This is a genomic window from Streptomyces sp. CMB-StM0423 (assembly GCF_002847285.1).
In the GTDB taxonomy this organism is placed as follows: Bacteria; Actinomycetota; Actinomycetes; order Streptomycetales; family Streptomycetaceae; genus Streptomyces.
The window spans coordinates 6,716,838-6,743,399 of the sequence record NZ_CP025407.1; the positions used below are offsets into that span (position 1 = coordinate 6,716,838).

The following is a 26,562-nucleotide window of genomic DNA, read 5'->3' on the forward strand; positions in this document are numbered from 1 at the left end:
CCCGACCCCGTAACCCCGACCCCGCCCCCGGGGAATACCCACCACCGCCCCGTCCGTTTCCACCGTCATGCGTGTAGAGATCTGGTCCGACGTCATCTGCCCCTGGTGCTACATCGGCAAGGCCCGGTTCGAGAAGGGCCTCGCCGCCTTCGCGGGACGGGACGACGTCGAAGTGGTGCACCGCTCCTTCGAGCTCTCCGCCGGCGCCCCGCGCAACGGCCGGCAGGCCCTCGGCCCCGAGCTGAAGGCCAAGTACGGCTGGGACGACGCGCAGCTCAAGGCGATGGAGGACCGGGTCGGCGCCGCCGCGGCGGCCGAGGGGCTCGGCATGCGCCACGACCGGTTCGTCACCGGCACCTTCGACCTGCACCGCGTCCTGCACCTCGCCAAGGAGCGCGGCCTTCAGGACGAGCTCCTCGACGCGTTCTACACCGCCAACTTCGCCGAGGCCCGCCCCATCAGCGAGGACGACACGATCGTCGACATGGCCACCGGCGCCGGCCTCGACGCCGACGAGGTGCGCAAGGTCCTCGCGGACGAGGACGCCTACGCCGACGCCGTACGCGCCGACGAGAAGGAAGCCGCCGAGCTGGGCGCCAACGGCGTGCCGTTCTTCGTCATCGACCGCCGCTTCGCCGTCTCCGGCGGGCAGCCGGCGCCGGTCTTCACGCAGGCCCTGGAGCAGGCCGCCGCCGCGGGCGGGCTGCAGACCGTCGCGGGCACGGGCGGCGACGGCGCCGTCTGCGCCGACGACGACGCCTGCGACGTCCCGTAGCGGACCGGCCGGAAGAACAGCCGCCCCCGCCCGGAAGCGCAGTCCCCGATACACCGCCGCGCCCCCCGCCCGGAGACCTCCGGGCGAGGGGCGCGGCACCGTCCCGGCGTCACATCCCCGCAGGTCCGCGGAGATACGCCACGGCCCCTGCGCTCCGCGTCACCGCACCGGCGTGAAGTCCCGCGCGCCGATGAAGTCCGGCCGCCGCACCGGCGCCGCGAACGGCTCCACCGCCGCGTTCTCCACGCTGTTGAAGACGAGGAAAACGTTGCTGCGCGCGTACGGCGTGATGTTGTCGCCCGAGCCGTGCATGCAGTTGCAGTCGAACCAGGTCGCACCACCGGCCGCGCCGGTGAACAGCTTGATGCCGTGCGCCTCCGCCATCTCCGACAGCGCCCCGTCCGACGGCGTGCCGGCGTCCTGCATCTGCAGCGACTTCTTGTAGTTGTCCTCCGGCGTGGCACCCGCGCAGCCGAGGAACGTCTTGTGCGACCCCGGCATGATCATGAGGCCGCCGTTGGTCTCGTAGTTCTCCGTCAGCGCGATCGAGACCGACACGGTCCGCATGTTCGGCAGGCCGTCCTCGGCGTGCCAGGTCTCGAAGTCCGAGTGCCAGTAGAAGCCGCTGGCGCCGAACCCGGGCTTGATGTTGATCCGGCTCTGGTGGATGTAGACGTCGGAGCCGAGGATCTGCCGCGCCCGCTCCAGGACGCGCTCGTCGCGTACCAGCTTGCCGAAGACGTCGCTGATCTTGTGGATCTCGAAGATGGAGCGTACGGCCTGCGTGCCCGCCTCGATGATCGAGCGCTCGTCGGCGCGGACCTTCGGGTCGGTGGTGAGCCGGTCCAGCTCGGCCTTGTACGTCTCCACCTCCTCCGGGGTGATCAGTTGGTCGACCGTCAGGTAGCCGTTGCGCTCGTAGCCCTCCAGCTCCCAGGGCGGGATGGGCCCGTCGGCACCCGGTTCCGACCAGACCACCGGGTCCTGACGGGGCGTGCTTACTTCTTCAGCGCCGCGCGTCGGGTAGAGGTCGGTGACAGTCGGGCTGGCCATGGTTCTCAGTCCTCCTCAGTCAGCAGCGGGTACACGCCGTTCTCGTCGTGGTCCTCGCGGCCCGTGACCGGCGGGTTGAAGACACAGATGCAGCGGAAGTCCTGCTTGATCCGCATCGTGTGCTTCTCGTGCCCGTCCAGCAGGTACATCGTCCCCGGCGTGATGGCGTGCTTCTCGCCGGTCTCGTCGTTGGTGAGTTCGGCTTCGCCCTCGACGCAGACGACGGCCTCTATGTGGTTCGCGTACCACATGGACGTCTCGGTGCCCGCGTAGAGCACGGTCTCGTGGAGGGAGAAGCCGACGCGCTCCTTCGCGAGCACGATGCGCTTGCTCTCCCAGGTGCCCGACGCGGATTTGATGTGCCGGTCGGTGCCCTCAAGCTCCTTGAAGGATCGGACGATCACGGTGCCTCTGTGCCTCTCTCTCGGGATCGGTCGGCGGCGCTGCCGCTTGTCTGCCGGCGTGTATGCGCCTGCCCGTACGCGACGGGGCCTGCCCCCGCGCGACGGGCGGGGCCGCGCCCCGGCCGTCAGGCGGTCTCGCGGACCGCCCGGGCCAGCGTGCGCAGCCCCTCGTCCAGGTCGTCAGGCGTCGTCGTCAGCGCCGGCAGCAGCTTGACGACCTCGCTCTGCGGCCCGGAAGTCTCCAGGATGAGTCCCAGCTCGAAGGCGCGCCGGCAGACACGTGTGGCGCGCGCCGGGTCGGGGAACTCCAGCCCCCACACCATGCCGCGGCCGCGGTACGTGGCGTCCGCGTCGGCGTGCTCCGCGCAGATCGCGACCAGCGCCTGCTCGATCTGCTGGCCGCGGGCGAGGGTCTGCTTCTCCATCTGGCCGTCGGCCCAGTACGTGTCGAGCGCCGCGGTGGCGGTGACGAACGCCGGGTTGTGGCCGCGGAAGGTGCCGTTGTGCTCGCCCGGCTCCCAGATGTCCAGCTCCGGTTTGAAGAGGGTGAGCGACATCGGCAGCCCGTAGCCGCTGATCGACTTGGACAGCGTGACGATGTCGGGCGTGATGCCCGCGTCCTCGAAGGAGAAGAAGCCTCCGGTGCGGCCGCAGCCCATCTGGATGTCGTCGACGATGAGCAGCATGTCGCGGCGTTTGCACAGCTCGGCGAGGCCGCGGAGCCACTCGGCGCGGGCCACGTTGATGCCGCCCTCGCCCTGGATGGTCTCGACGATGACGGCGGCGGGCTTGTTGAGCCCGGAGCCCTGGTCCTCCAGCAGCCGCTCGAACCACAGGAAGTCCGGGACCTGGCCGTCGAGGTAGTTGTCGAACGGCATGGGGGTGCCGTGCACCAGCGGGATGCCGGCGCCGGCGCGCTTGAAGGCGTTGCCGGTGACGGCGAGCGAGCCGAGGGACATGCCGTGGAAGGCGTTGGTGAACGAGACGATCGCCTCGCGGCCCTTGACCTTGCGGGCCAGTTTCAGCGCGGCCTCGACGGCGTTGGTGCCCGTCGGCCCCGGGAACATGACCTTGTACGGCAGGTCGCGGGGGCGCAGCACGACGTTCTGGAAGGTCTCCAGGAACGCGCGCTTGGCGGTGGTGGCCATGTCCAGGCCGTGGACGATGCCGTCGCGCTCCAGGTAGTCGAGCAGGGCGCGCTTGAGCACGGCGTTGTTGTGGCCGTAGTTGAGGGATCCGGCGCCGGCGAAGAAGTCGAGGTAGGTGTGGCCGTCCTCGTCGTACAGATAGCTGCCCTGGGCCCGGTCGAAGACCGCGGGCCAGCCACGGCAGTAGCTGCGCACCTCCGACTCCAGGGTCTCGAAGACGCTCAGGGCGGGCGGTGTGATGGTCACAGCGTTCTCCTGGGAGATGATCCGGTGTGCGGGGGGTGCGAATGGGTCGGTGCGGCTCAGCCCGCGAGCGGGCCGATGCGGTACAGCAGCTCGGGCTCGTGCCCGTCAGGGAAGTGCTCGCCGTGGAACAGCACGTCGCGGTCGACGCCGGCGCCGTGACGGCGCGCGTACGAGCGGAAGAGCTGGTCGGAGGCGGAGTTGTCCGGCGTGATGGTCGTTTCGAGGCGGCGTATGCCGCGGTCCGCCAGCGCGCGGTCGGTCAGCCCGTCGAGGAGCGCGCCGGCCAGGCCGCGGCCGCGGAACGCGGCGTCCACGGCGATCTGCCACACGACGAGGGTCTCCGGCCGCGCGGGCCGGATATAGCCGGTGACGAAGCCGACCGGGGCGCCGTCCGAGTCCCGTGCCACGACGCTCGTGTCGGCGAAGTCGCGACACCAGAGCAGGTAGCTGTACGACGAGTTGAGGTCCAGCGAGCCGGAGTCGCGTGCGATGCGCCAGATTGCGGCGCCGTCCTCGATTCGCGGGGTGTCCAGCCGGACACCGGCCTCGTCTGCAGCCGCCGTGCGGGGTTTATCGGGAGGGCCTGCTAGGTCTGCTTGTGCGGCAGTCATGCAGATTGAATTTACCTAGGGGAAATTGAAATCGCACGGCCGATAGGGGTTACAAAAGGGGCGTAAATGTGTTATCCGCGGGCACGCGCGAGCGCGCGAACCGAAGGGGATATGCCCCGATATATCATTGAATTCCCCGGGGGGCTCGGCACCCGAGCCGGAAATGTAACGTATTGATAACGACTCCGGCCGCTGTCCGGATTGAGAAGGTTGACTGGCCGAAAAATTACCTGGTTTATCCGACCGGGAAGCGGGCAGAAGAAGACGGGAAAATCACTTCGCGGAGGCGACGATAAACTGCCGTTAAACATACGTCAATGCCTCACCCCCCGTGTTCGTTCCTTCGCGTGAAGGCGGCTGTGGTACGCCCGGAAGATCGCCGCGGCCGGCCGTTGGCTAGGGTTCCCCGCATGAGCGAGAGCCCGGTGCTGCGCGTGAGGGGCCGGGTGCTGACCGGCCGCGAGGAAGTCCGCGACGAGCTGTGGGTGGTGGGCGGGCGTGTCACCTTCACGCCACCTGCCGCCGCGCGCGAGGTCGTCGACATCGAGGGCTGGGCGCTGCCCGGGCTCGTCGACGCCCACTGCCACGTCGGGCTCGACGCGCACGGCGCCGTGGACGAGGCCACCAGCGAGAAGCAGGCCCGCACCGAACGCGAGGCCGGCGCGCTGCTGCTGCGCGACGCGGGCTCCGCCGCCGACACCCGCTGGATCGACGACCGCGACGACCTGCCGCGGCTCGTCCGGGCCGGCCGTCACATCGCCCGTACCCGCCGCTACATCCGCAACTACGCCCACGAGATCGAACCGGACGACCTCGTCGCGTACGTCGCCCGCGAGGCGCGCAGGGGAGACGGCTGGGTCAAGCTCGTCGGCGACTGGATCGACCGCGAGGCCGGCGACCTCACCCCCTGCTGGCCGCGCGAGGCCCTGGCCCCCGCGATCGCCGAGGCGCACCGCCACGGCGCCCGCGTGACCGCCCACTGCTTCGCCGAGGACTCGCTGCGCGACCTGGTCGAGGCGGGCATCGACTGCATCGAGCACGCCACGGGCCTCACCGAGGAGACCGTGCCGCTCTTCGCCGAGCGCGGCGTCGCCATCGTGCCCACGCTCGTCAACATCGCGACGTTCCCGGAGCTGGCGGCGGGCGGCCAGGCCAAGTTCCCGCGCTGGGCGGACCACATGCGCCGGCTGCACGACCGCCGGTACGCCACCGTGCGCGCGGCCTACGACGCCGGCATCCCCGTCTACGCGGGCACCGACGCCGGCGGGTCGCTGGCGCACGGCCTGGTCGGGCAGGAGGTGGGCGAGCTGGTCGCCGCCGGTATCCCGGTGCCGGACGCCGTCTCGGCGGCGGCGTGGGGCGCGCGGGAGTGGCTCGGGCGGCCCGGCCTGGAGGAGGGCGCGCCGGCGGATCTCGTGGTGTACGAGGCCGATCCGCTGGCCGACGTACGGGTGTTGACGGCGCCGCGGCGGATCGTCCTGCGGGGCCGGGTCGTCGGCTGAGGGCATCGGCTGAGAGCAGAGGAGCGGGGGGCGCGGGGCGACTTCCGTGAACTGATTCCCTCGAAGGGGTGAACGAGCGCAGAGTGTCCGTCGTGTCACCCTGAGTGCGTAAGCATGGCGGGGCAGTTGACGATCCGACGCACGAAAACCCGTGGGGGGTTTGTTCCTTGTCCCGTTTGTCCTGCCTGTTCCGCATGCCCGCGACCGCCGTCACGGCGGCCACGCTGACCGCCGGCCCGGCCCTGTTCCTTGCCGCACCCGTGCACGCCGACGACGCCGGCGGCACCGCCCGTACGGGCTCGGCCGACGCCTCCGTGCTCCGCGCCGACCTCGACGTCTCGCTGCTCGACAAGACCGTGCAGGTGCCGGTGCTTTCCACGCTCAACGAGGTCCGCGTGCCCGCCGCGGGCCGGGACTCCGGCGCCGCGGACAAGACCGCGCTCGACGTCCGGGTCGACGGCCTCGCGGCCGCCGAGGGCGACGAACACCCGGACGGCCCCCAGGCGGTGAACATCGCGCGCGCCGAAGTCGCCACCGCGGACGCCACCGTGGACGCGGACGGCGCCGAGGCGTCGTCGAACCTCGCCCGCGCCGAGGTGCACGTCCCCGGCCTGCCCGCGCTCTCGCTCATCAAGGTCGAGGAGGTGACGTCGAAGGCCGTCTGCGCGGTGGGGGAGAAGCCGAAGGCGGAGTCCAACACCCTCGGCTCCGTCACGGTCCTGGGCAAGCGCGTCACGGTCACCGTGGGCGGCGAGCCGACGGTGGTCGCGGTGCCGGGCGTGGGGGAGGTCTCGCTCGGCTTCTCGCAGATCGAGACCACGAAGTCGACGGCGAGCGCCGCGGCGCTGCGGCTGCGGGTGTCGGTGAACCCGCTGAAGCTGAACGTCGCCGAGGTGGAGGGCGAGGTGACGCTGGTCGAGGCGGCGTGCGAGACGCCTGCCGGCGGCGGTACGGGCCCGGCGGAGGAGCCCGGCGAGCGCCCCCAGGGCGACGCCGAGCCGGTCCAGGACGAGCGGCCCGCAGACGCCGCCGACCCCGCGCCCGAGCAGCAACTCGCCGAAACGGGCGGCAGCTCGACGACCCCGTACCTGGTCGGCGGCGCCGCCCTGCTCGTCGGCCTCGGCCTGAGCGGTCTGGTGCTGGCCCGCCTGCGCGCCAGGTCCTGAGCCCCGCCCGTACCGGTGCGTGCACGGCCTCCGCGCGCTACCGGTACGGGCGGCCCGGGGGGCGGCTGCTGGCCTCGGCGGCACCGCTGAAGGGGATGCCCGCCGCGGCCGCGGACGCCCTGGCGCGTACCACGGGGCTGAAGAAGTCACCGGCCGCGGCGGGCACCACGCTTCTCGAACGCGGCCGAAGCGCGCCGCCGCTAGCCCGTCGGCGCCCCGGGCGGCAGGAACGGCAGGTCGCCGGGCGCGCCCGACTCGATCAGGCGGAGCAGGGCCTTGGTGTCCGCGTGCTCCTCGATCAGGTCGCCCAGCTTCTCCAACTGCTCCTCCCGCAGCGCCGCGAAGGACGTGTCAGGCGCCGGTACGAACGCCCGGCCCGCGTCCGCCGCCACCTGCCGCAGGAACGCCCGCCGGAAGCCGTCGTTCTCCAGGGCCCCGTGCCAGTGCGTCCCCCATACCTGGCCCACCCGGCACCCGGCGAGGAACGGCTCCCCGCCCCGTACGTCCGCCACCCCGTGGTGGATCTCGTACCCCTCCACCGGCTCGCCCAGCGCCGTGCCCGCCGGCCGGCCCAGCGTCTTGCGCGCCGCGAACTCCACCCGTACCGGCAGCAGTCCCAGCCCGGCCACCGACTGCGCGGGCCGCGCCTCCACGCCCTCCGCGTCGCCGATCCGCTCCGCCAGCATCTGGAACCCGCCGCAGATGCCCAGCACGGGCCGCCCCTGCGCCGCCCGGCGCGCCAGCGCCGCGTCGAGGCCCCGCTCCCGCAGCCACGCGAGCGCCCGTATCGTGCCCCGCGTCCCCGGCAGCACCACCAGGTCCGCCTCCGCCAGTTCCTCCGGCCGGTCGGTGAACTGCACGGCGACGCCCGGCTCCGCGGCCAGCGCGTCCACGTCGGTGAAGTTCGACATCAGCGGCACCGGCACCACCGCGACCCGCAGCACCTGCGCACCGTGCGGCGGCTCGGCGGGCAGCTCGCGCATCAGGCCGCGCAGCGACAGCCGCAGCCCGTCCTCCTCGTCGATGCCCAGCCCGTGCCGGTACGGCAGCACCCCCAGGGTCTGCCGCCCGGTCAGCCCGCGCAGCATCGACAACCCCGGCTCCAGCAGGGAGACATCACCGCGGAACTTGTTGACCAGATAGCCCGCGACCAGGCCCTGGTCCGCCGCGCTCAGCAGCGCCGTGGTGCCGAAGAACGACGCGAAGACCCCGCCCCTGTCGATGTCCCCGACGACCACGACGGGCAGCCGCGCCGCCCGCGCCAGGCCCATGTTGACGATGTCGCTGTGCCGCAGGTTGATCTCCGCCGGGCTGCCCGCGCCCTCGCAGATCACCACGTCGTACGCGCGCCGCAGCTCCTCCAGGCAGTCCGTGACCGTGTCGAACAGCGCCCGCTGCCGCTCCCCGTGGTAGCCCGCCGCGCTCAGCTCCGCCACCGGGCGGCCCAGCACCACGACCTGGCTGCGCGCCTCGCCGCCGGGCTTCAGCAGCACCGGGTTCATCAGCGCGCTGGGCTCGGTGCGGGCGGCCGCCGCCTGCATGGCCTGCGCCCGCCCGATCTCGGCGCCCTCGCGGGTCACGTACGAGTTGAGCGACATGTTCTGCGCCTTGAACGGCGCGACGGAGACGCCGCGCCGGGCCAGCCACCGGCAGATGCCGGCGGTGACCACGCTCTTGCCCGCGTCCGACGTCGTGCCGGCGACCAGCAGGCCGCCGGCACGCGCCGTCACTTGACGATCAGATAGATCCCGTACGCCACGGCTGCTGCACACAGCGTGAAGCATACGTACGCACCCGTCCTGGCCAGGGCGGAGGGTGCCGTCTCGGTCACCGCGGCGCCCTCGGCGCCCTCGGCGCCCTCGGGATCCGTCTTCGGGGAGAGGCCGACGATGCCCACCGTGAAGAGGCCCACGAGCGCCACCGTCATGACGAGGCTGACGCCGAAGACCTCGCCGAGTGCTGCCCAGTCGATGTCCATGCTGCTTCCTTGGTCTCAGTCGGTATCGGCCGTCAGACCGTGGCCTGGGAGGCGGGGCCCGACGCGGTCCGCGGCGCGGGTATGCTCACCGGCTCCACGGCACCCTCCGTGCCGTCGGCCGCGGCCGGCTGTCCGGTCGCCGGGTCCACGTCGTTGACGTTGGAGTGGTCGACCCGGTCGCGGCGCGAGGCCGCCCAGATCGTCGCGCAGGCGGCGATGCCCAGGACGGCGACCGTCACCACGCCCCAGTCGCCCCGGTCCGCGAGGAACGCCGCGGCCCCCGCGATCAGCCCCGCGGCCGGCAGGGTGAGCCCCCACGCGGCGACCATCCGCCCGGCGGTGCTCCAGCGCACCACGCCGCCCTTCTTGCCCACGCCGGAGCCCATGATCGAGCCGGAGCAGACCTGGGTGGTGGACAGGGCGAAGCCGAGGTGCGAGGAGGCGAGGATCACCGTGGCCGAGCTGGTCTGGGCGGAGAAGCCCTGCGGCGGCTGGATGTCGGTGAGGCCCTTGCCCATGGTGCGGATGATGCGCCAGCCGCCGAGGTACGTGCCGAGCGCGATGGCCAGCGCGGCGGAGACGATGACCCAGGTGGGCGGGTCGGAGTTGGGGGCCAGCGAGCCGCCGGTGATCAGCGCCAGGGTGATGACGCCCATCGTCTTCTGGGCGTCGTTGGTGCCGTGGGCGAGGGAGACCAGCGCGCCGGAGGTGATCTGCCCGGCGCGGTAGCCCTTCGCGGTCTGGCCCTCCGAGCGGCGGCTGGCCAGCCGGTACGTCAGCCGGGTCGCGGCGGCGGCGGCGATGCCCGCGACCAGCGGCGCGGCGATGGCGGGGATGAGGACCTTCATGACGATGGCGTCCATGTGCACGCCGTTCCAGCCGACGGAGACGAGGCTCGCGCCGATCAGACCGCCGAAGAGGGCGTGCGAGGAGCTGGAGGGCAGCCCGGCGAGCCAGGTCAGCAGGTTCCAGACGATCGCACCCACCAGCCCCGCGAAGATCACTTCGGGCTGGATGCCGGACCCTTCGTCGATGATGCCGCCGGAGATGGTCTTGGCGACTTCCACGGAGAGGAAGGCGCCGACGAGGTTGAGGACTGCGCTCATCGCCACCGCCGTCTTGGGCTTGAGCGCCCCGGTGGAGATGGTGGTGGCCATGGCGTTGGCGGTGTCGTGGAACCCGTTCGTGAAGTCGAACACCAGGGCGGTGACTACGACGACTCCGATGATGAGAGTGAGGTGTTCCATGTACCCAAGCAATCCGCTCGAAGGTCGGGGGCCGTGAGGAACGTAAGTACTCCGAGTGAACACAAGGTGAACTGGGCCGGACGTGACGGTGACGAGGGCGAATGGGTGTCGCAATGTCTCCGGCCAAACGCTTCATGCGCAGGTCATAGGGAGGATACAGATGCGTCACGCGTGGCGTGAGCTGCTGGCGACGGCCCGGCGGATGTACTCCGAAGGGCTGGTCGTCGGGACCTCGGGCAACGTCTCCGCACGGGTGGGCGACCATGTGCTCATCACCCCGACCGGCGTTCCCTACGAGGAGTTGGGCGACGACGACCTCGTCGCCGTCGACCTGCGGGGGCGGCAGACGCACGGCTCGCTCAAGCCGACGAGCGAGCTGCCCATGCACCTCGCGGTCTACGGGAACACCGACGCGAGCGCCGTCGTGCACACCCACGCCGTGCACGCGACGGCCGTCTCCACGCTCGTGCCGGAACTGCCCACCGTCCACTACGCCACCGCGGCCCTCGGCGGCCCGGTGCGCGTCGCCCCGTACGCGCTGTACGGGACGCCCGAGCTGGCCGCGGGCATGCTGACGGCGCTCGCCGGGCGGTCCGCGTGCCTGCTGCAGAACCACGGCACCGTCGCCTACGGCGCCGGCCTTGCGCAGGCGTACGACAGGACCGCGCAGCTCGAATGGATGTGCCGGGTGTGGCTGGCCGCGCGCTCGGTACCGGGGCTGAGCCCGTCGCTGCTGTCGGCGGATCAGCTCGGGGAGGTGGCGGAGAAGCTGAAGGGCTACGGCCAGGGGTGAGCCGGCGCCCGTGACCCGGGCGGGTGCGCGCACTGGCAGGGCGCGGGCCGTACGCGGACAATGGCCGGGATGCGTATCAAACCGGCCGCCGCGGCCCTGACCAGCCTCCTCGCCGCCGGAGTCGGCGCCGGGGCCGCCGCCGTGGCCGCCGGGCGGTACGGCTCCCGCGCCGCCCTGCGGCCCGCCCCCGCGGGCCCCGTCGGCTTCGAAGGACCCCGGCTGCGGGTGATCGCCGCGGCCGGCGGGCAGGTCACCCTCGCGCCCGGCTCGCCGCCCGCCCTGCGCCCCGAGACGTACGGGCTGACGGGCCGGGACGTGCACGCCGTCGTCGGCCCGCTGGTGCGCGCCGAGTCGTGGCCGGGCGGCCGGCTCGTGCGCCGGCTGGAGCGCGTCACGTACGGCAGCCTGGACGCGGGCACGCGGGTGCGGCTGACGCCGAAGGTGTACGTGGGCACGCCGCGCTCGGCGCTGGGCATCGCGTACCGGGAGGTCACCGTCACGGGCCCGCTGGGCGCGCTGCCCGCGTGGTACGTGCCGGGCACCCGCGGTACCTGGGTCATCGCCGCCCACGGCCTCGGCGACACCCGCGAACAGGCCCTGACCGCCCTGCCGTTGCTGCACGAGCTGGGCCTGCCGGTCCTCGCCCCCGCCTTCCGCGGCGACCCCGGCGCCCCGCCGGTCCCCGGCGGCCGCGGCTCCCTCGGCCGCACCGAGTGGCCGGACCTCGACGCGGCGCTCCACTGGGCGGTGCGCCACGGCGCGCGGCGCGCGGTGCTCTACGGCTGGTCGACCGGCGCCACCATGGCGCTGCGCACGGCCGCGGCGTCCGCGGCGGACTACGGCATCGCGGGGCTGGTGCTGGACTCGCCGGTGCTCGACTGGCGCGCCGCGGTACGGGCCCTCTCCGGCCGCTCCGGCGCCCCCGGGCGGCTCCCGCTGCCCGGGCGGCTGCGCGGTCTCGCGGTGCTGGCGGCCGGGGAGCACCCGGAGCTGGACACCCCGCTCGCCGTGCCGGAGGCGCCGACGCTGGTGCTCCAGGGCCAGGCCGACGACATCGCCCCGCTCGCCGCGGCGCGGGAGTTCGCGGCCCGCGGCGGCGACCGGATGCTGCTCCGCGAGGTCCCCGACGGCCGGCACGCGGCGCTGTGGAACGCCACCCCGGCCGCGTACGAGGAGACCGTGCGCCGCTTCCTGACCCCCCTGCTCTAGGGTCCGTCGTCAATCTCCCGTCTGCGGCTGGGGGTACCGCCCACGTGCGCGCAGCGCGCTGTGGGGGAGCCTGGCACGCACGCTTGCCGCGTTGTCGGATCGACCGGACAGGCCCACTGCGCGGTCGGCCCTCCGCCTTGCGATCGCACGCACCGGCCTCCCCCTACGCCCTGGGGGCGTGGGCGGTACCCCCTGCGCCGCCCGCCCTGCGGGCGAACGACGCGAGATCGACGACAGACCCCAGCGCCTGCCGTCCGGATCTCCGCCGGGCCCGCGACAAGGTCCGCACGACGGGCCCCGGCCCGGCTTCCCGCCCGCCGCCGGGTCCCCCGCGGCCCGCCCCGACGGCCCCTCGCCAACCCCGGATTGGGCTTTCTCCGCCCCACCGGCGAGACTTGGTGCGTGATGGCGCACAGTTCGCACCACCCGCCGCTCCGCCTCGTCCCCAGGCAGCCCCGTCGCGAGATGGCCGCCGCAGCCCGCCGGGCCGTCGTCGACCGGGCCCTTCGCCCGGCGCCGCGGCCACCGGAGGGCATCGCCGCGCCCCGGGTGCTCGCCGGCCACGCCCGCGCCCTGCTCGCCGAGGCGGTGCGGGTCGCCAGGTGGGCGGAGGGGCGGCCGCAGCCGTGGACGGAGGCACCGCAGGCCGAGTGGGACCGGGCCAGGCTCGCGGGCCTGGTCGAGGTGCAGGGCGCGTACGCCCGCCCCGCCTGGCGGCTGCGGGCCTGGGACCGCGACGAGCGCGCGGTGCTCCGCGGCTGGGTCGCGCTCTTCGACGCCTGGTCACTGGCGCACCCCGCGCCCGAGCCGCTGGCCGTCGACTCCGTCGCCCTCGGCGACGCCATCGAGGCCATGCCGCAGATGCTCGCCCTGCTCCACCTCACCGGCGGCCCCGTCCGTGTCCCCGTCCTGCTCGACCTCCTCGGTCAGCGCGTCGCCGAACTGCGCACCGAGCGCTGCGAGGTCGCGTACGGCAGCGAGGGCACCCCCGTGCCGGGCCAGGCCGCCGAGCCGGCGGCGGCGGAGGTGCCGGACGAGGAGCTGCCGGCGCTGCTGTCCGGGCTGCTGGACTGGGCGCTGGAGGCGTTCGCCTCGGTGGGGGCGCTGACCCGCGAGGGCCCCGAGGTGTCGCTGACGCCGCTGGGCCACTGGGCCGTGTGGATGAAGATCGAGCAGATCTGCATCGCCGCCCAGGGCCCCGAGGGGCACATCGAGAAGCCCGCCGAGGCGATGCTGCGCAGTTGCGCGGGGCTGACGCCCGGCCCGGCCCGCGCCGAGTACCGCGCGTGGCTGGCGGCGCGGCCCTCGGGCAGCGCGGTCGCCGAGCTGCTGGAGGTGGCGCGGGGCGACGACGCGCTGCTGCGCGGGCTGGCGTTCGAGGCGCTGCGGGCGGTCGGCGCGGCGGCGGAGAGCGCGGTGCGCGAGGCGTGCGACGAGCCGATGCTGCGGCCGTACGCGCTGCTGTGGCTGGCCGAGCAGGAGGGCGGCGACGCGGACGAGGCGCTGGGCGCGCTGACCAGGGAGGAGGCGACCTGGCTATGGGTCGACACCGCAGCCGCGGTCGCCGACCACGGCGAGGGCAGCCTGCTCGTACGGCACCTGGAGTCCGCGGTGCAGGGCAGCGTGCCCGCGCTGCTGGCGGAGGTGGGGGGCGCGGGCCATCCCCGTACGGTCCAGGTGCTGGTGGCGCTGGCCGCCGCGCACCCCGACCCGGCGGTGGCCAAGGCCGTGCGCCGGGCGGCCTTCCGGGTGCACACCGGCGGTGCGTGAGCGGGGCGGGCGCGGGTCAGCGGGGAGCGGGCGCGTACGTGCCGAAGCTCCAGATGTTGCCCTCGTGGTCCCGCGCCATGTAGTCCCGCGCCCCGTAGTCCTGGTCGGTCGGCGGCATCAGGATCTCCACGCCGTGCTCCACGGCCTGCCGGTGGTGCGCGTCGACGTCGTCCACCGCCACGTACACCCCGCTGGGTCCCGCGTCGCCCATCGCCGAGTCGAAGACCCCGCCCCTGCCTTTCGAGCCGAGCATCACCATCCCGTTGCCCTGGGCCAGCTCCGCGTGCGCCACGGTGCCGTCCTCGGCCTCGTACACCGCGACTTCGCGGAAGCCGAGTCCCTCCGTCAGCAGCCGGATCGCGGCCTTGGCGTCGCGGTAGACCAGCGTGGGGAAGACGGTCGGGGTGTGCTCGCTGCGGGGCATGCGGATCACGTCCTCTCAAGGGCTCTACGCGCAGTCTGGCACCGGCCACTGACACCGGCAGCCCGGCCGCGCTCCCACCGCGGGCCGCCGGGTCCGGCGCGTCAATCGGGTTGCGGCCCCCGATACACTGGGGTGATGGCAACTCTCCATGTGCATGAGTAACGGCGATCCATAACCCGCTGTCCCTGCCGTCTTCCGTCCTGCCCTGGAGAACTTCCGTGATCACCGCCACCGGCCTGGAGCTGCGCGCCGGCGCCCGCATCCTCCTCGAATCCGCCACCTTCCGCATCGCCAAGGGCGACCGCATCGGCCTCGTCGGGCGCAACGGCGCCGGCAAGACCACCCTCGCCAAGGTCTTGGCAGGCGAGGGCCAGCCCGCCGCCGGCACCGTCGCCCGCGGCAGCACCGTCGGCTACCTGCCGCAGGACCCGCGCACCGGCGACCTCGACGTGCTCGCCCGCGACCGCATCCTGTCGGCCCGCGGCCTGGACACCGTCATCCGCAAGATGCGCGAGGACGAGCAGCGGATGTCCGGCGGCAAGGGCGCCACCCGCGAGAAGGCCATGCGGCGCTACGAGCGCATGGAGACCGAGTTCCTCACCAGGGGCGGGTACGCCGCCGAGGCCGAGGCCGCCACCATCGCCGCCAGCCTCGGGCTGCCCGACCGGGTGCTCGGCCAGCCCCTCCACACGCTCTCCGGCGGCCAGCGCCGCCGCGTGGAGCTGGCCAGGATCCTCTTCTCCGACTCCGGGATCCTGCTGCTCGACGAGCCGACGAACCACCTCGACGCCGACTCGGTCGTCTGGCTGCGGGACTACCTGAAGACGTACCACGGCGGCTTCGTCGTCATCTCCCACGACGAACAGCTCGTCGAGACCGTCGTCAACAAGGTCTTCTACCTCGACGCCAACCGCGCCCGCATCGACGCGTACAACATGGGCTGGAAGCTCTACCTCGCGCAGCGCAAGGCGGATGAGAAGCGCCGCCGCCGCGAGCGCGCCAACGCGGAGAAGAAGGCCGCCGCCCTCAACGCCCAGGCCGACAAGATGCGCGCCAAGGCGACCAAGGCCACCGCCGCGCAGAACATGGCCCGCCGCGCCGAGCGGCTGCTCTCCGGGCTCGACGAGCAGCGGCGGGCCGACAAGGTCGCGCGGCTGCGGTTCCCCGACCCGGCCCCGTGCGGCAAGACGCCGCTGACCGCCGAGGGCCTGTCCAAGTCGTACGGGTCGCTGGAGGTCTTCACCGACGTCGACCTCGCCGTGGACAAGGGCTCCCGCGTCGTCATCCTCGGCCTCAACGGCGCCGGGAAGACCACGCTGCTGCGGCTGCTGGCCGGCGTCGAGAAGCCCGACACCGGCGGGGTCACCCCCGGGCACGGCCTCAAGCTCGGCTACTACGCGCAGGAGCACGAGACCCTCGACCCGGACCGCTCGGTGCTGGAGAACATGGCCTCGGCCGCGCCCGACATGGACGCCGTCGAGATGCGCAAGGTGCTCGGCTCGTTCCTCTTCTCCGGCGACGACGTCGACAAGCCCGCCCGCGTGCTCTCCGGCGGCGAGAAGACCCGGCTCGCGCTGGCGACGCTCGTCGTCTCCTCGGCCAACGTGCTGCTGCTCGACGAGCCGACCAACAACCTCGACCCGGCCAGCCGCGAGGAGATCCTCGGCGCGCTGCGCACCTTCACCGGCGCCGTCGTCCTCGTCACCCACGACGAGGGGGCGGTGGACGCGCTGGAGCCGGAGCGCATCATCCTGCTGCCGGACGGCGTCGAGGACCTGTGGAACGCGGACTACGCAGACCTGGTAGCGCTTGCTTGATCACCCCCGTCTGGATCATTCGGCTCATGGGTGATCCATCATCTGAGTGAGTGGTGCTCGTACCGCGGCGTGGTGCCTGGTCACCGGGCGTGCGGTGCCGGCTACGCGCGCTGCCGCCGCCGCCCCGCCCCGGCACTGCCCCCTGACCTGCCTAATCACTCCGTGCCGCGGTCCCGGCCGGTCCGCGGGCAGGCTCGGAATGCCGGGTTCCGACGGCCTCCGAGAGGAACTGGGGAGAAAACCTCGTGCCGCGGACCTTGCCGAACGGGTGGCCAGGAGGCCATAAAGGGGTGATCATGAGAGTCCAGAGCGCACTTCCGTACGAGGAGGCACGGGTGGCCGAGACTCTGAAGAAGGGCAGCCGGGTTACCGGCGCCGCGCGCGAAAAGCTCGCGGCTGACCTGAAGAAGAAGTACGACTCCGGTGCGAGTATCCGGGCGCTGGCCGAAGAAACCGGTCGCTCCTATGGATTCGTGCACCGGATGCTCAGCGAATCCGGCGTGACCCTGCGCGGTCGCGGCGGCGCGACGCGAGGCAAGAAAGCGTCGTCCTGACGGGACCGCCGCGGCGGCCTTGACGGGCGTCCCGGACCCCGCACAGGCACCCGGCCGGTCCGCCGGACCGGCCGGGTGGTTACTGTTCGGTATATGACAGAGCTGCTGCACAGAGACGGCGTACGGCTCGCCCTGGACGGCGAGGACGGCACGCTGGCCACGGTGACCCTCGACCACCCCGCCCGGCGCAACGCGCAGTCGCCCGCCATGTGGCGGGCGCTCGCCGCCGCCGGGCGTGAACTCCCCGGCAGCGTCCGCGTGGTGGTGCTGCGCGCCGAGGGCAAATCCTTCTCCGCCGGACTCGACCGGCAGGCATTCACTCCCGAAGGCTTTGCGGACGAGCCGTCATTCCTTGAGCTCGCCCGCTATTCCGACGGCGACCTCGACGCGGTCGTCGCCGAATACCAGGAGGCGTTCACCTGGTGGCGGCGGAATGACATCGTTTCCCTCGCGGCGGTGCAGGGACATGCGATTGGCGCGGGTTTTCAGCTTGCCCTTGCCTGCGACCTCCGGGTGTGCGCGGACGACGCGCAGTTCGCGATGCGGGAGACCTCGCTCGGGTTGGTGCCCGATCTCACCGGAACCGGCCCGCTGGTGCAACTCGTCGGATATGCACGGGCGTTGGAGATGTGTGTCACGGGGCGCTTCGTGCACGCGGAGGAGGCCGAGCGGGTGGGCCTGGCGAACCTCGTGGTCCCGGCGGCGGAGTTGGGCGCCGCGACCGCGGACCTGGCGGCGGCGCTGCTGGCGGCGCCGCGGGACGCGGTGATCGAGACGAAGGCGCTGCTGCGGGGGGCCGCGGGCCGGACGTACGAGGACCAGCGCGCGGCGGAACGCGCGGCGCAGGCCCGCAGGCTGCGGGACCTGGCGGGGGCGGGGGAGTAGGGGCTGCTGCGGGCCTGTCCCCGGGCGCCGCGATGGTACGGGGCGCGGGTACGGCCGCCGGGCTGCTCACCGGATGTCGGTGACGAGGACCGTGACGGTCGCGGCGCCGGTCCCGGCGCGTACGGCGCGGGCCACGTCGAGCGCGCGGTGCGCGGAGCCGAGGACGACGCGTACCTCGGCGTGGTCGCCGTCGGGGAGGACGTCGAAGTCGAGCAGCCCGGGCACGTCCGGTGCGCGGTCGCCGGGGCGGGTGGTCTCCCGGGCGGCGGGCGGGGGAGAGCCCGGGGGGCCGCCGGGGGCCGTCTGTGCGGCGGTCTGCGGGGTTTCCAGCAGACCTGCCACGTGGACGTCCACGGCGGCCACGCGCAGCCCCAGACGCTCCTCCGCGCCCCGGAGCAGGGCCTCCCGCAGCGCCGCCGCGGTGGCGGTCATCGGCCGGTCCACGGCGGCGTCGCACTGCGCCGAGATCCGCAACTCCCCGTACGGCAGCGCACTCACGGGCGCGGGCCCGACGGCGCCGGCTCCGCCGAAGGCACGGGACCCGAGGTACCGCACCTCGGCGCCGCCGCCCGCGGCGCCGACGGCGCCCGAACGCCCCCCGGGCCGGGAGATGCCCTCGGGCTGACAGGCGCCCCCGCGCCCGTCACCCCCTGCGGACCCCGCACCCCCTGCCGACCCCGTACCGCCCCCGGCGTCGGTCCGCCCGTAGAGCGCGTCCGAATCCATCTCATCCCCGGGGTCCGCCGGCCCGATCCGCAGCCCGGTCACCCGCGCCTCGCGCACCTCCGCCGCCGCGCGGCGCAGCACGCCCGCCGCCGCACGCTCCGCGATCCACGTGCCGTCGGCGGCGCCGCCCAGGGGCAGCAGCCTGCCGAGCCCCACCTGCTCGCGCACAGCCCGCTCCCAGCTCCCCGCCGTCATGCCCCCATCCTCCCCGACCCGCCCGGCCCGGCCACCCGTTCGCGGACCTGCGTGGGCCGGGTGTCGCATTCCCCTGGCCCGGCCCGGGCAGGGGACGGATAGTGGGGGGCGAAACGAGCGCACGCCACGGTCGTCAGAAAGGGTGGAGACGGTGAGCAGCGAGTCGACGGTCAGCGAGGTTCCGCGGGAGCCGGCAGCGGTCCCGCCGAAGGTGCTGGGCACGCGGCGCGGCACCGGCGACCCGGCCACGCGGGGGCGGACGACGATCGCCGACGGCGTGGTCGAGAAGATCGCCGGCCTCGCCGCGCGCGACGTCGTCGGCGTGCACGCCATGGGCAGCGGCCTCGCCCGTACCACGGGCGCCGTACGGGACCGCGCGCCCGGCTCCACCCGGTCGGTGGCCGGGGTGCGGGCCGAGGTCGGCGAGGTGCAGACGGCGCTCGACCTGGAGATCGTCGTCGACTACGGGGTCTCCATCACCGAACTCGCCCGCGCCGTACGGGAGAATGTCATTTCGGCCGTCGAGCGGATGACCGGCCTCGAAGTGGTCGAGGTCAACATCGCGGTGACCGACGTGAAGCTGCCCGACGACGAGGAAGAGGGGGCCGAGCAGCCGCGGCTGCAGTGACGGCGGGGCGGGGGACCCGCCCCGGGGAGCTTGGGGAAGGTGCGTGCGATGAGCATGGCAGTGGTCGGCCTGATCGCCGGGATGGCGCTGGGCTTCGCCGGCTACTTCGGCGGGTTCGGCGCCTTCCTGCTGGTGGCGGCGCTCGGCGCGATCGGGTTCGTCGTCGGCCGGGTGCTGGACGGCGACCTGGAGCCGGGCGACTTCTTCCGCAGGCCGGGCGAGCGCGACGACCGGCGGCGGTGACCGGGTGACGTCGGTGACGAGCGAACCCGCGGAAGAGGCGGGGCACGTAGGAGACGCCGCAGGCGGCGAGCCCGCCGTGCCGGCGGGGGAGCGGGGCGCGACCCGGATCGAGGACCGCGTCATCGCGAAGATCGCCTCCCAGGCGGCCCGCGAGGCGCTCCTCGGCGCGCCCGGCACCGACGCCGCGCACGCGGCCGTCGTCGTACGCGGCGACACCGCCCGCGTCCGCGTCGGCGTCCACCTGGGGTTCCCGTCCGACCTCGGCGCCCAGTGCTGCGCCGTGAGTCGGGCGGTCACCGAGCGGGTAAGGGCTCTGGTCGGGCTGGAGGTCCCGGAGGTGGCCGTGGAGGTCGAGCGGCTGCATGCCACGGAGCGGCCGAACGCGCCGCGGGGGAGGGTGCGATGAGCGGCGACGAGACGAAGTCCCGGCCGGCCGGCGGCGCGGCCGGCACCGTGGCGGCCGAGCCGGACGAGTGGCGGCAGAGCACGTCGGCCTCCGGGTACGCGGCCGGGCCGGACGGCGGGAGCGCCGCCGCGGCGGCCCGCTTCTGGTCCGTACGCCGCGTGCCCGCCGCGCTCACCGCCGCCGCGGCCACCGTGGGCACCGGGCTGCTGCTCTACGACGTCGTCGCCGTACGCGCGGAACGCCCCGCGATGCGCTGGCGCCGCCGCGTCGCCGACGAGCTGGCCGCCCGCCCGCTCGACGACGCCTGGGTGCTCGCCGCCGCCGCCCTGGCCGTGCTGCTCGGCGCCTGGCTGGTGCTGCTGGCCGTCACGCCGGGCCTGCGCGGCGTGCTGCCGATGCGGCACGCCTCGCCGGACCTGCGGGCCGGGCTGGACCGGCGGGCCGCGTCCGTCGTGCTGCGCGACCGGGCGATGCAGATCTCGGGCGTGCGGTCGGTACGGGTCTCGGTGGGCCGCCGCCGGGTCAGCGCCCGCGCCGAGTCGCACTTCCGGGAGCTGGACGACGTACGCGCCGACCTCGCCGCGGTCCTCGGCGACGGCATCCGTGAACTCGGCCTCGCCCACAGGCCCGAGCTGTCCGTCCACGTACGCCGGCCGCCGGCGAAGGGGTGAGCGCGATGCTGCGCGTGGTCAACCGGATCCTGCTCGCCGTCACCGGCCTCCTCGTCGCCGGTGCCGGGATCGCCGTGCTCTTCGCCGGGCTCGACCTGCCGCGGCCCGGCTTCGCGCCGTACGCCGGCGGCTCCGGCGACGTGCTGCTGAGCCGGGACACCCGGATGCAGTGGCGGGACGACGGCTGGTGGTGGCCGACGGTGGTCGGCGGTCTTTCGCTGCTCGTGCTCTGCTGCGGCTGGTGGCTCGTCGCCCAGTTGCGCCGGGCCCGCCTCGGCGAGGTCGTCGTCGACACGGGCGGCGCACTCGCGTCCGGCGCGCCGGACGCCTCCGGTGCGGACGGCGGCAAGGAGGGCGACTGGGCTTCCGCCACCGACCCGGACGCCGACGGTGCCGAGTCCGGGGGCCCCGGCACGCTCACGCTGCCGACCGCCCCGCAGGCCCTGCTGCGCGGGTCCGCGCTGGAGGAGGTGCTGGCGGAGGAGGCCGGTGCGCTGGCGGGGGTGGAACGGGCCCGGGTGACCCTCACGGGCCGGCGCACGGCGCCGCGCGCCAGCTTCGGGGTGCTGCTCGGCCCCGGCGCGCATCCCGCGGCGGCCGTGGACCACATCGAGGAGCGGGCGCTCGCCCCGGCCCGCGCGTCGGTGGGCCTGGCGCGGCTGCCCGCGGAGATCAGGTTCCGCCCGGCGAAGCACCGCCCGGAGCGCGTCTCGTGACGGCGGGCGCGGGCGCGGGGGCGGGCGCGGGCCCGTAGGTCCTATACGTGCCGGACCGCGGCCGGTGCGCGGTGCGCCCGGCCCGTACCGGCGGTACGGCTCGTACGGCGCACGCGCGACCGGCCCCGGGGCTCCGTGCCCGTCCCGCTCGCGGGTAACCGGCGTAAGAGGCCGAAGTCCGTGCTCCTACGCGCGCTCCGTCCGGCCATCGCGCTCAGATGCTCCGCCGCATGCCGCCGTCGATCGGCAGCATGATCCCGGTCAGGTACGACGCCGCGGGCGAGAGCAGGAACGCCGCCGTCCGGCCGAACTCCTCCGGGGTGCCGTAGCGGCCCAGCGGGATCTTCGCCTCCATCCGGGCCCGCGCCGCCGCCGCGTCGCCGGACAGGGCGTCCAGCTCGCGGGCCCGGTCCGTGTCGATCCGGGCCGGCAGCAGCCCCACGACCCGCACGCCGCGGGGCCCGAGGTCGTCGGCGAGCGACTTGGCGTATCCGGCGAGCCCCGGGCGCAGCCCGTTGGAGATGGTGAGCCCGGGAATCGGCTCGTGGACGGAGCCGGAGAGCACGAAGCCGATGACCCCGCCCTCCGCCAACTCGCCCGCGGCCGTCCTGGCCATTCGCATCGCACCGAGGAAGACGGAGCCGAACGCCGTCTCCCACTCGGCGTCGGTGTTGGCGGTGGCGTTGCCCGCGGGCGGGCCGCCGACGCTGATGAGCACGCCGTCGAAGCGGCCGAAGTGCTCCCGGGCGGCGGCGATGAGCCGGTCCGGGGTGCCGGGTTCTGCGTTGTCGGCGGCGACGCCGACGGCCGACTGGCCGAGCGCGGCGGCGGCACTCGCCACGCGGTCCTTGTCGCGGCCACTGAGCACCACCTTCGCGCCCTCGGCGAGCAGTTGCTCGGCGACGGCGAGACCGAGGCCGCGCGAGCCCCCGGTCACGACGTAGGCGCGGTCGTTGAGTCCAAGATCCATGGGGGTCAGTCTGCCGCCATCTGCTCGGCGGGCGCCAGGGATGGGGCGGGGTCGTCGTCCGCGGCCCGCCGCGCGGGGGCGTCCGCGGTCCTCCCGGCCCCGTCGGCGGTGGTCCCGCCGGGCGCTTCCCCGTCCGCCGCGGGCTCCGCCTCTGCCGCCGTCTCCCCACCGGCCGCCTTCGCCGCCGCGGCCTCGCGGTCGCGGCGCTCACGGCGTACGAGAACCCACCAGCCGAACGGCACCGCCGCCGCGAAGATCCACCACTGGATCGCGTACGCGATGTGCACCCCGATGCTGCTGTGGTCCGGCTCGGTGACCGGCTCCGGCTGCTTGCCCGCGGCCTTCGGCGAGGTGCCGACCAGCTCGACGAACCCGCCGAGGACCGGCCCCGGCAGGCCGCCCGCGGCCTCGTCGGCGCTGTTGATCAGCATCACCTGGCGGTCCGGCAGGCCGGCCTTGTCGCGGATGCCGCTGCCCGTCGTCTCGTCGGGGCGCAGCCGGCCGGTGACGGTGACCTCGCCTTCGGGCGGGGGCGGCACCTTGGGGAAGGTGGTGAGATCGGCACCCGCGGGCACCCAGCCGCGGTTGACGAGGACCGCGGAGCCGTCGGTCAGGCGGAGCGGGGTGACCACGAAGTAGCCCTGCTTGTCGTCGGCGCCGAGCCGCTGCCGTACGACGACCTCCCGCTCCGGCTCGTACGCGCCGGTGGCCGTGACCGTGCGCCAGGTGTCCTCGCGCGGCACCGTGCGGCCCTCGCGCATGAGCCGGTCCACCGGGACCGGCTCGGCCTTGAGGTTGCGGGCGACGAGGTCATTGCGCGCGACCCGGTCCTCGTGGCGGTGGAGCTGCCAGAAGCCGAGCTGGATCATCACGGGGATGAGCAGGACGGCCACCAGGGTGACGATCACCCACTGCCGGGACAACAGGAAGCGGTACACCCCTTGACGGTACTCCCCGGTCCACCGCCGCCCGACGGGACCCCGCTACCCTGCCCCGCCGTCCCCGCCGGGCAGCGCGTCCGCCGGCTCGACGTCCCGCATGAGGTGGAGGAAGGCGGCCTCGTCGATCACCGGGGTGCCGTGCGCCGCGGCCCGCGTGACCTTGCTCGTCGGCGCGCCCGGGTCGTTGGTGACCAGCAGGCTCGTGTAGCGCGAGACGCTGCCCGCGACGTGCAGCCCGGACTCGACGGCCCGGTCCTCCAGCAGGCTGCGGTCCACCGAGGTGTCGCCGGAGAAGGCCACGCGCATGCCCTGCTTGAGCCGGCCGCCGCGCGCGTACCGCCCCGGGTTGGGGTACGGGGACGCGGGCAGCCGGCGGTTGGGCCGCCAGGTGCGCCACTGGTACGCACCGTGCCCGCCCGGCGAGCGGGTACCGCCGGCGCCGCCGGCGGGCGCCTGCTCCGCCCACTCCGTCAGCGGCTGGCAGGCCAGCAGCGGCAGCCGGGCGCCGGCCTCGGCCGCCTGCCGCAGGCTGGGGCGGAAGATCTCGGCGAGGACGCGGGCGTCGTCCTCGGCGTCGTGGGCCTTGCGCTGGGCGACGCCGAAGTGGGCGGCCAGCGACGCCAGCCGGGCGTTGGGCAGCGGCAGCCGCAACTGCCGGGCGAGGGAGATGGTGCACAGCCGCCGGCGCACGGGAGCGGTGAGCCCGGCGCGGGCGTACTCGCGGGCGATCATCATCCAGTCGAAGACCGCGTTGTGCGCGACGAGCACCCGGCCCTCCAGCCGCGCGGTGAACTCCTCGGCGATCTCCGGGAAGAGCGGCGCGTCGGCGAGCATCTCGCGGGTGAGGCCGTGGATCCACACGGGTCCCGGGTCGCGCTGCGGGTTGACCAGCGTGTACCAACTGTCCTCCACCGCGCCATGGGCGTCGAGGCGGTAGACGGCGGCGGAGACGATGCGGTCGTCGGAGCGCAGCCCGGTGGTCTCGACGTCGACGACGGCGTACGCCTCGGGGTAGTCGGCGGGCCAGCCGCCGGCGGGGGCGGCGGGCGGCGGGATGCCGGGATGCTGCCCGGCGTCGGCCGCGGTGCCTGCGCCGGCGGTCTCGCTGCCGGCGGTCCCCGTTTCCGCGGTACGCGCCGGGTCCGCGGACTCCGCGGGACCGGCCGGCGGAGGCAGCGGGAGAGCCGGCTGCAGCGCGACCGGATCCGCGCCCGGAAGCGGCTGCTGCCGCGCGACTTGACGGGGACTCAGGGGCGTCGCGCGGTCTTCGAGCATGGGTTCAGAGCATAGAGCCTGCCACCGACACGGCGGCGCGCGCGGGTGCCGCCTGAGCACCCGTCAGCGGTCAGTCCGCTGGCTGCCCGGCCACCGGGCCGCGCGGGGTGACCAGGCCCGTCTCGTAGGCGAGCACGACGAGTTGGGCCCGGTCGCGGGCGCCGAGCTTCGTCATCGCCCTGCTGACGTGTGTCTTTGCGGTGATCGGGCTGATGTGCAGCCGGGCGGCGATCTCCTCGTTGCTGAGGCCGCCGCCGACGAGCGTGACCACCTCGCGCTCGCGCCGGGTGAGCCCGCGCAGCGCGTCGTCCGCGTCCGGCACGCCGCCGGCGGGGCGGGACACGTACTCCTGGATCAGCTTGCGCGTCAGCGCGGGGGAGAGCAGCGCGTCGCCGCGGGCGGCGACCCGTACCCCGTGCAGCAGGTCCTCCGGCTCCATGTCCTTGACGAGGAACCCCGCCGCGCCGGCGCGCAGCGCGCCCCAGACGTACTCGTCCACGCCGTAGTTGGTGAGGATGACGACGTGCACGCCGGCCAGTTCGGGGTCGGCGGCGATCCTGCGGGTGGCCTCGATGCCGTCGAGCACCGGCATCTGCACGTCGACCAGCGCCACGTCGGGACGGTGCCGGGCGGCGAGCCGGACCCCCTCGGCGCCGTCGGCGGCCTCGCCGACCACCTCGATGTCGTCCTCGGCGTCGAGCAGTGCCCGGAACCCGCCCCGGATGAGGGCCTGGTCGTCGACGAGCAGCACCCGGATCACGTGGCCGCCCCCGCGGCGCCGCCCGCCCGCGGCAGCGGCAGCTCGGCGCGTACCCGGAAGCCGCCCTCCGGCCGCGGCGCGGCGTGCAGTTCGCCGCCGAGCGCGGCGACCCGCTCGCGCATCCCGGTCAGCCCGATGCCCGGCTGCGGCGGTGCCCCGGGGTCGGCGGCGCCGTCGTCGTCGACCTGGACGACGACCCTGTCCGGCGCGTACGAGACGTGCACGCCCACCGCCGCCGCGGGCCCCGCGTGCCGCGCGACGTTCGTCAGCGACTCCTGCACGATCCGGTACGCCGCCCGGTCCACCTCCGCCGGCAGCGCCGGCCGCTCGCCCGCGACCGCCACCGTCGCCGGCACCCCCGAGCCCCGGGCCCGCGCCACCAGCTCCGGCAGCCGTTCGAGGCCGACGCCCTCGGCGCCGCCGTCCGCGTTGCGCAGCACGTGCAGCGTGGAGCGCAGCTCGCGCGCGGCGTCGCCGCTGGCCTCCTGGATGGCCAGCAGCGCCGGCGGCGGCTCCTGGCCGCGCTTCTTCGACAGGTGCACGGCCACCCCGGCCTGCACCTTGATCACGGAGATGCTGTGGGTGAGGGTGTCGTGCAGCTCGCGGGCGATGCGCAGCCGCTCCTCGTCCGCGCTGCGCTGCGCGTTCTCCGCGGCCCGCTCCTCGGCCTGCGCGAGCATCGCCTCGTGCTGGATGCGCATGGCCGCGCCCATCGCGCACGCCACCACCCAGCCGAACGTCAGGAACCGCTTCTCCAGCGCCGCGCGCAGCGCCACGTCGCCGAGCGGGAGCAGCGGCAGCGAGCCGAGGCTGATCGCGAGGGAGACGAGGGCGGTGACGGCGAAGAAGCCGCGGTGCCCGCCGCGGATGGTCCGGTAGACGGCGACCAGCATCGGCAGCACCGGGCTGCCGTCGGGGTAGCCGCGGAGCTGGTACGCGACCATGGCCGCCGCCGTGATCACCAGCACCGTGCGCGGGAAGCGGTGCCTGGCCACCAGCGCCACGCTGCCGGCCAGGCCCAGCACCCAGGCGAGCGCGTCGAAGCCGATCCGCCCGTCCGGCGCCAGCAGCATCGTGCCCACGCAGCCGAGCGCCACGACGGCGGCGAAGCCCGCGTCCTTGGCGTACGCACGGGCATCGCGCGCCGTCTCCCGCCCGTCCTTGATCGCGTTCGCGAGGTAGCGGAACACCGCGTGCTCGCTGTTCGCGTCCGTCTGCGCTGCCGCCGTCATGCTCTGCACCGTAGCCAATCGATGCCGGTCAGGCGTCCTCCGGGAGGTGCAGCGGGCGCTGCTGCACAGGTTGCAGGCGGCGGGTCCGTACACCCCTGACCGCAGTGCGGGAAGCCACTTGCCGGACGATGACGGGCGGCGGTCCCGGGGCGGATCGTGGAGCCCGACGGCAGCCGGCCGTCTGACGGCCGGCACGCGCACGGCGGACGGGAGGCCC

Annotated in this window: 28 protein-coding genes; 14 read left to right on the plus strand and 14 right to left on the minus strand. The window is 74.3% G+C overall.

The genetic code is table 11. The annotated features are described in order from the left end of the window. Positions 1 to 67 precede the first annotated feature (67 nt). Positions 68 to 775, plus strand: coding sequence for a DsbA family oxidoreductase (locus CXR04_RS29195; protein ID WP_101425212.1), 708 nt, complete (start codon positions 68 to 70; stop codon positions 773 to 775). A gap of 159 nt (positions 776 to 934) precedes the next feature. Here CXR04_RS29195 and thpD read toward each other — a convergent pair whose 3' ends face one another. From thpD to ectA, 4 genes are all read right to left on the minus strand, one after another. Continuing rightward, positions 935 to 1,828: an ectoine hydroxylase gene (gene thpD / locus CXR04_RS29200; protein ID WP_101425213.1), complete on the minus strand. Its 894-nt coding sequence runs from the start codon at positions 1,826 to 1,828 to the stop codon at positions 935 to 937. 5 nt (positions 1,829 to 1,833) lie between these two features. After that, complete coding sequence (locus CXR04_RS29205) at positions 1,834 to 2,232, minus strand: ectoine synthase (protein WP_101425214.1); 399 nt, start codon at positions 2,230 to 2,232, stop codon at positions 1,834 to 1,836. A 125-nt stretch (positions 2,233 to 2,357) separates the two neighbouring features. Next, on the minus strand, positions 2,358 to 3,626 hold the full coding sequence (gene ectB / locus CXR04_RS29210; protein ID WP_101425215.1) for a diaminobutyrate--2-oxoglutarate transaminase: 1,269 nt from the start codon (positions 3,624 to 3,626) through the stop codon (positions 2,358 to 2,360). 56 nt (positions 3,627 to 3,682) lie between these two features. After that, a complete protein-coding gene (gene ectA, locus CXR04_RS29215; RefSeq protein WP_101425216.1) occupies positions 3,683 to 4,237 on the minus strand; it encodes a diaminobutyrate acetyltransferase in 555 nt (184 codons plus the stop codon). 410 nt (positions 4,238 to 4,647) lie between these two features. Here ectA and CXR04_RS29220 point away from each other — a divergent pair, with 410 nt between their 5' ends. Both CXR04_RS29220 and CXR04_RS29225 read left to right on the plus strand, forming a co-directional pair. Next, positions 4,648 to 5,739 (plus strand): amidohydrolase family protein, encoded by a 1,092-nt coding sequence (locus CXR04_RS29220; protein WP_101425217.1) that lies wholly within the window; start codon positions 4,648 to 4,650, stop codon positions 5,737 to 5,739. 194 nt (positions 5,740 to 5,933) lie between these two features. Further along, on the plus strand, positions 5,934 to 6,905 hold the full coding sequence (locus tag CXR04_RS29225; protein WP_101426669.1) for an SCO1860 family LAETG-anchored protein: 972 nt from the start codon (positions 5,934 to 5,936) through the stop codon (positions 6,903 to 6,905). A gap of 200 nt (positions 6,906 to 7,105) precedes the next feature. Here the strand turns inward: CXR04_RS29225 and CXR04_RS29230 are convergent, their stop codons facing one another. Genes CXR04_RS29230 through CXR04_RS29240 form a run of 3 tightly spaced genes read right to left on the minus strand, consistent with a single transcriptional unit; the run spans position 7,106 to position 10,130 of the window. Next, the gene (locus CXR04_RS29230; protein WP_101425218.1) at positions 7,106 to 8,635 is read right to left on the minus strand and encodes a cobyric acid synthase; all 1,530 of its coding nucleotides are present in this window, start codon (positions 8,633 to 8,635) and stop codon (positions 7,106 to 7,108) included. Then, entirely contained in the window at positions 8,632 to 8,883 is a 252-nt protein-coding gene (locus CXR04_RS29235) for a hypothetical protein (RefSeq protein WP_101425219.1), read from the minus strand. Before CXR04_RS29235 ends, CXR04_RS29230 begins: the two co-directional genes overlap by 4 nt. Before the next feature lie 32 nt (positions 8,884 to 8,915). Continuing rightward, positions 8,916 to 10,130, minus strand: coding sequence for an inorganic phosphate transporter (locus tag CXR04_RS29240; protein WP_101425220.1), 1,215 nt, complete (start codon positions 10,128 to 10,130; stop codon positions 8,916 to 8,918). Positions 10,131 to 10,290: 160 nt separating this feature from the next. Here CXR04_RS29240 and CXR04_RS29245 point away from each other — a divergent pair, with 160 nt between their 5' ends. The 3 genes from CXR04_RS29245 to CXR04_RS29255 all read left to right on the plus strand — a co-directional run bounded on the left by CXR04_RS29245 (position 10,291) and on the right by CXR04_RS29255 (position 13,902). After that, entirely contained in the window at positions 10,291 to 10,923 is a 633-nt protein-coding gene (locus CXR04_RS29245; protein WP_101425221.1) for a class II aldolase/adducin family protein, read from the plus strand. Between the two features lie 69 nt (positions 10,924 to 10,992). Further along, positions 10,993 to 12,132: an alpha/beta hydrolase gene (locus tag CXR04_RS29250; protein WP_101425222.1), complete on the plus strand. Its 1,140-nt coding sequence runs from the start codon at positions 10,993 to 10,995 to the stop codon at positions 12,130 to 12,132. Between the two features lie 465 nt (positions 12,133 to 12,597). Beyond that, on the plus strand, positions 12,598 to 13,902 hold the full coding sequence (locus CXR04_RS29255) for a hypothetical protein (protein WP_101425223.1): 1,305 nt from the start codon (positions 12,598 to 12,600) through the stop codon (positions 13,900 to 13,902). 16 nt (positions 13,903 to 13,918) lie between these two features. Here CXR04_RS29255 and CXR04_RS29260 read toward each other — a convergent pair whose 3' ends face one another. Next, positions 13,919 to 14,326 (minus strand): VOC family protein, encoded by a 408-nt coding sequence (locus CXR04_RS29260; protein ID WP_101425224.1) that lies wholly within the window; start codon positions 14,324 to 14,326, stop codon positions 13,919 to 13,921. Positions 14,327 to 14,544: 218 nt separating this feature from the next. On the opposite strand from CXR04_RS29260, the gene CXR04_RS29265 reads away from it, so the two are divergent. The 3 genes from CXR04_RS29265 to CXR04_RS29275 all read left to right on the plus strand — a co-directional run bounded on the left by CXR04_RS29265 (position 14,545) and on the right by CXR04_RS29275 (position 17,582). Beyond that, a complete protein-coding gene (locus CXR04_RS29265; protein WP_101425225.1) occupies positions 14,545 to 16,143 on the plus strand; it encodes an ABC-F family ATP-binding cassette domain-containing protein in 1,599 nt (532 codons plus the stop codon). Between the two features lie 335 nt (positions 16,144 to 16,478). Next, a complete protein-coding gene (locus tag CXR04_RS29270; RefSeq protein ID WP_026276177.1) occupies positions 16,479 to 16,697 on the plus strand; it encodes a helix-turn-helix domain-containing protein in 219 nt (72 codons plus the stop codon). Between the two features lie 93 nt (positions 16,698 to 16,790). After that, on the plus strand, positions 16,791 to 17,582 hold the full coding sequence (locus CXR04_RS29275; protein ID WP_101426670.1) for an enoyl-CoA hydratase/isomerase family protein: 792 nt from the start codon (positions 16,791 to 16,793) through the stop codon (positions 17,580 to 17,582). 66 nt (positions 17,583 to 17,648) lie between these two features. Here CXR04_RS29275 and CXR04_RS36190 read toward each other — a convergent pair whose 3' ends face one another. Further along, entirely contained in the window at positions 17,649 to 18,503 is an 855-nt protein-coding gene (locus tag CXR04_RS36190) for a hypothetical protein (protein WP_234380547.1), read from the minus strand. Between the two features lie 142 nt (positions 18,504 to 18,645). Between CXR04_RS36190 and CXR04_RS29285 the strand changes: the two genes are divergently transcribed. Genes CXR04_RS29285 through CXR04_RS29305 form a run of 5 tightly spaced genes read left to right on the plus strand, consistent with a single transcriptional unit; the run spans position 18,646 to position 21,167 of the window. Beyond that, on the plus strand, positions 18,646 to 19,131 hold the full coding sequence (locus CXR04_RS29285; protein ID WP_101425226.1) for an Asp23/Gls24 family envelope stress response protein: 486 nt from the start codon (positions 18,646 to 18,648) through the stop codon (positions 19,129 to 19,131). A 48-nt stretch (positions 19,132 to 19,179) separates the two neighbouring features. After that, positions 19,180 to 19,374, plus strand: a complete 195-nt coding sequence (locus CXR04_RS29290) for a hypothetical protein (RefSeq protein WP_018835772.1) — start codon at positions 19,180 to 19,182, stop codon at positions 19,372 to 19,374. A gap of 13 nt (positions 19,375 to 19,387) precedes the next feature. Next, entirely contained in the window at positions 19,388 to 19,780 is a 393-nt protein-coding gene (locus CXR04_RS29295; protein ID WP_442802417.1) for a hypothetical protein, read from the plus strand. Further along, entirely contained in the window at positions 19,777 to 20,451 is a 675-nt protein-coding gene (locus tag CXR04_RS29300; protein ID WP_101425227.1) for a DUF6286 domain-containing protein, read from the plus strand. The genes CXR04_RS29295 and CXR04_RS29300 overlap by 4 nt, the downstream gene beginning before the upstream one ends. A 5-nt stretch (positions 20,452 to 20,456) precedes the next feature. Next, a complete protein-coding gene (locus tag CXR04_RS29305) occupies positions 20,457 to 21,167 on the plus strand; it encodes a hypothetical protein (RefSeq protein ID WP_101425228.1) in 711 nt (236 codons plus the stop codon). A gap of 214 nt (positions 21,168 to 21,381) precedes the next feature. Here the strand turns inward: CXR04_RS29305 and CXR04_RS29310 are convergent, their stop codons facing one another. From CXR04_RS29310 to CXR04_RS29330, 5 genes are all read right to left on the minus strand, one after another. Next, complete coding sequence (locus tag CXR04_RS29310) at positions 21,382 to 22,137, minus strand: SDR family oxidoreductase (protein WP_101425229.1); 756 nt, start codon at positions 22,135 to 22,137, stop codon at positions 21,382 to 21,384. Between the two features lie 5 nt (positions 22,138 to 22,142). Beyond that, positions 22,143 to 23,075 (minus strand): SURF1 family cytochrome oxidase biogenesis protein, encoded by a 933-nt coding sequence (locus CXR04_RS29315; RefSeq protein ID WP_101425230.1) that lies wholly within the window; start codon positions 23,073 to 23,075, stop codon positions 22,143 to 22,145. A gap of 45 nt (positions 23,076 to 23,120) precedes the next feature. Next, positions 23,121 to 24,353: a DEDDh family exonuclease gene (locus tag CXR04_RS29320; RefSeq protein WP_101425231.1), complete on the minus strand. Its 1,233-nt coding sequence runs from the start codon at positions 24,351 to 24,353 to the stop codon at positions 23,121 to 23,123. Positions 24,354 to 24,423: 70 nt separating this feature from the next. Beyond that, positions 24,424 to 25,113 (minus strand): response regulator, encoded by a 690-nt coding sequence (locus CXR04_RS29325; protein WP_101425232.1) that lies wholly within the window; start codon positions 25,111 to 25,113, stop codon positions 24,424 to 24,426. Then, the gene (locus tag CXR04_RS29330; RefSeq protein ID WP_101425233.1) at positions 25,110 to 26,345 is read right to left on the minus strand and encodes a sensor histidine kinase; all 1,236 of its coding nucleotides are present in this window, start codon (positions 26,343 to 26,345) and stop codon (positions 25,110 to 25,112) included. Before CXR04_RS29330 ends, CXR04_RS29325 begins: the two co-directional genes overlap by 4 nt. Positions 26,346 to 26,562 lie beyond the last annotated feature (217 nt).

Coding starts and splice junctions, on each gene's coding strand:
- CXR04_RS29195 (WP_101425212.1), top strand. CDS start 68: ATGCGTGTAGAGATCTGGTCCGACGTCATCTGCCCCTGGTGCTACATC.
- thpD (WP_101425213.1), bottom strand. CDS start 1,828: ATGGCCAGCCCGACTGTCACCGACCTCTACCCGACGCGCGGCGCTGAA.
- ectA (WP_101425216.1), bottom strand. CDS start 4,237: ATGACTGCCGCACAAGCAGACCTAGCAGGCCCTCCCGATAAACCCCGC.
- CXR04_RS29220 (WP_101425217.1), top strand. CDS start 4,648: ATGAGCGAGAGCCCGGTGCTGCGCGTGAGGGGCCGGGTGCTGACCGGC.
- CXR04_RS29225 (WP_101426669.1), top strand. CDS start 5,934: ATGCCCGCGACCGCCGTCACGGCGGCCACGCTGACCGCCGGCCCGGCC.
- CXR04_RS29235 (WP_101425219.1), bottom strand. CDS start 8,883: ATGGACATCGACTGGGCAGCACTCGGCGAGGTCTTCGGCGTCAGCCTC.
- CXR04_RS29240 (WP_101425220.1), bottom strand. CDS start 10,130: ATGGAACACCTCACTCTCATCATCGGAGTCGTCGTAGTCACCGCCCTG.
- CXR04_RS29245 (WP_101425221.1), top strand. CDS start 10,291: ATGCGTCACGCGTGGCGTGAGCTGCTGGCGACGGCCCGGCGGATGTAC.
- CXR04_RS29250 (WP_101425222.1), top strand. CDS start 10,993: ATGCGTATCAAACCGGCCGCCGCGGCCCTGACCAGCCTCCTCGCCGCC.
- CXR04_RS29255 (WP_101425223.1), top strand. CDS start 12,598: ATGGCCGCCGCAGCCCGCCGGGCCGTCGTCGACCGGGCCCTTCGCCCG.
- CXR04_RS29260 (WP_101425224.1), bottom strand. CDS start 14,326: ATGCCCCGCAGCGAGCACACCCCGACCGTCTTCCCCACGCTGGTCTAC.
- CXR04_RS29275 (WP_101426670.1), top strand. CDS start 16,791: ATGACAGAGCTGCTGCACAGAGACGGCGTACGGCTCGCCCTGGACGGC.
- CXR04_RS36190 (WP_234380547.1), bottom strand. CDS start 18,503: ATGACGGCGGGGAGCTGGGAGCGGGCTGTGCGCGAGCAGGTGGGGCTC.
- CXR04_RS29290 (WP_018835772.1), top strand. CDS start 19,180: ATGAGCATGGCAGTGGTCGGCCTGATCGCCGGGATGGCGCTGGGCTTC.
- CXR04_RS29300 (WP_101425227.1), top strand. CDS start 19,777: ATGAGCGGCGACGAGACGAAGTCCCGGCCGGCCGGCGGCGCGGCCGGC.
- CXR04_RS29305 (WP_101425228.1), top strand. CDS start 20,457: ATGCTGCGCGTGGTCAACCGGATCCTGCTCGCCGTCACCGGCCTCCTC.
- CXR04_RS29310 (WP_101425229.1), bottom strand. CDS start 22,137: ATGGATCTTGGACTCAACGACCGCGCCTACGTCGTGACCGGGGGCTCG.
- CXR04_RS29320 (WP_101425231.1), bottom strand. CDS start 24,353: ATGCTCGAAGACCGCGCGACGCCCCTGAGTCCCCGTCAAGTCGCGCGG.
- CXR04_RS29330 (WP_101425233.1), bottom strand. CDS start 26,345: ATGACGGCGGCAGCGCAGACGGACGCGAACAGCGAGCACGCGGTGTTC.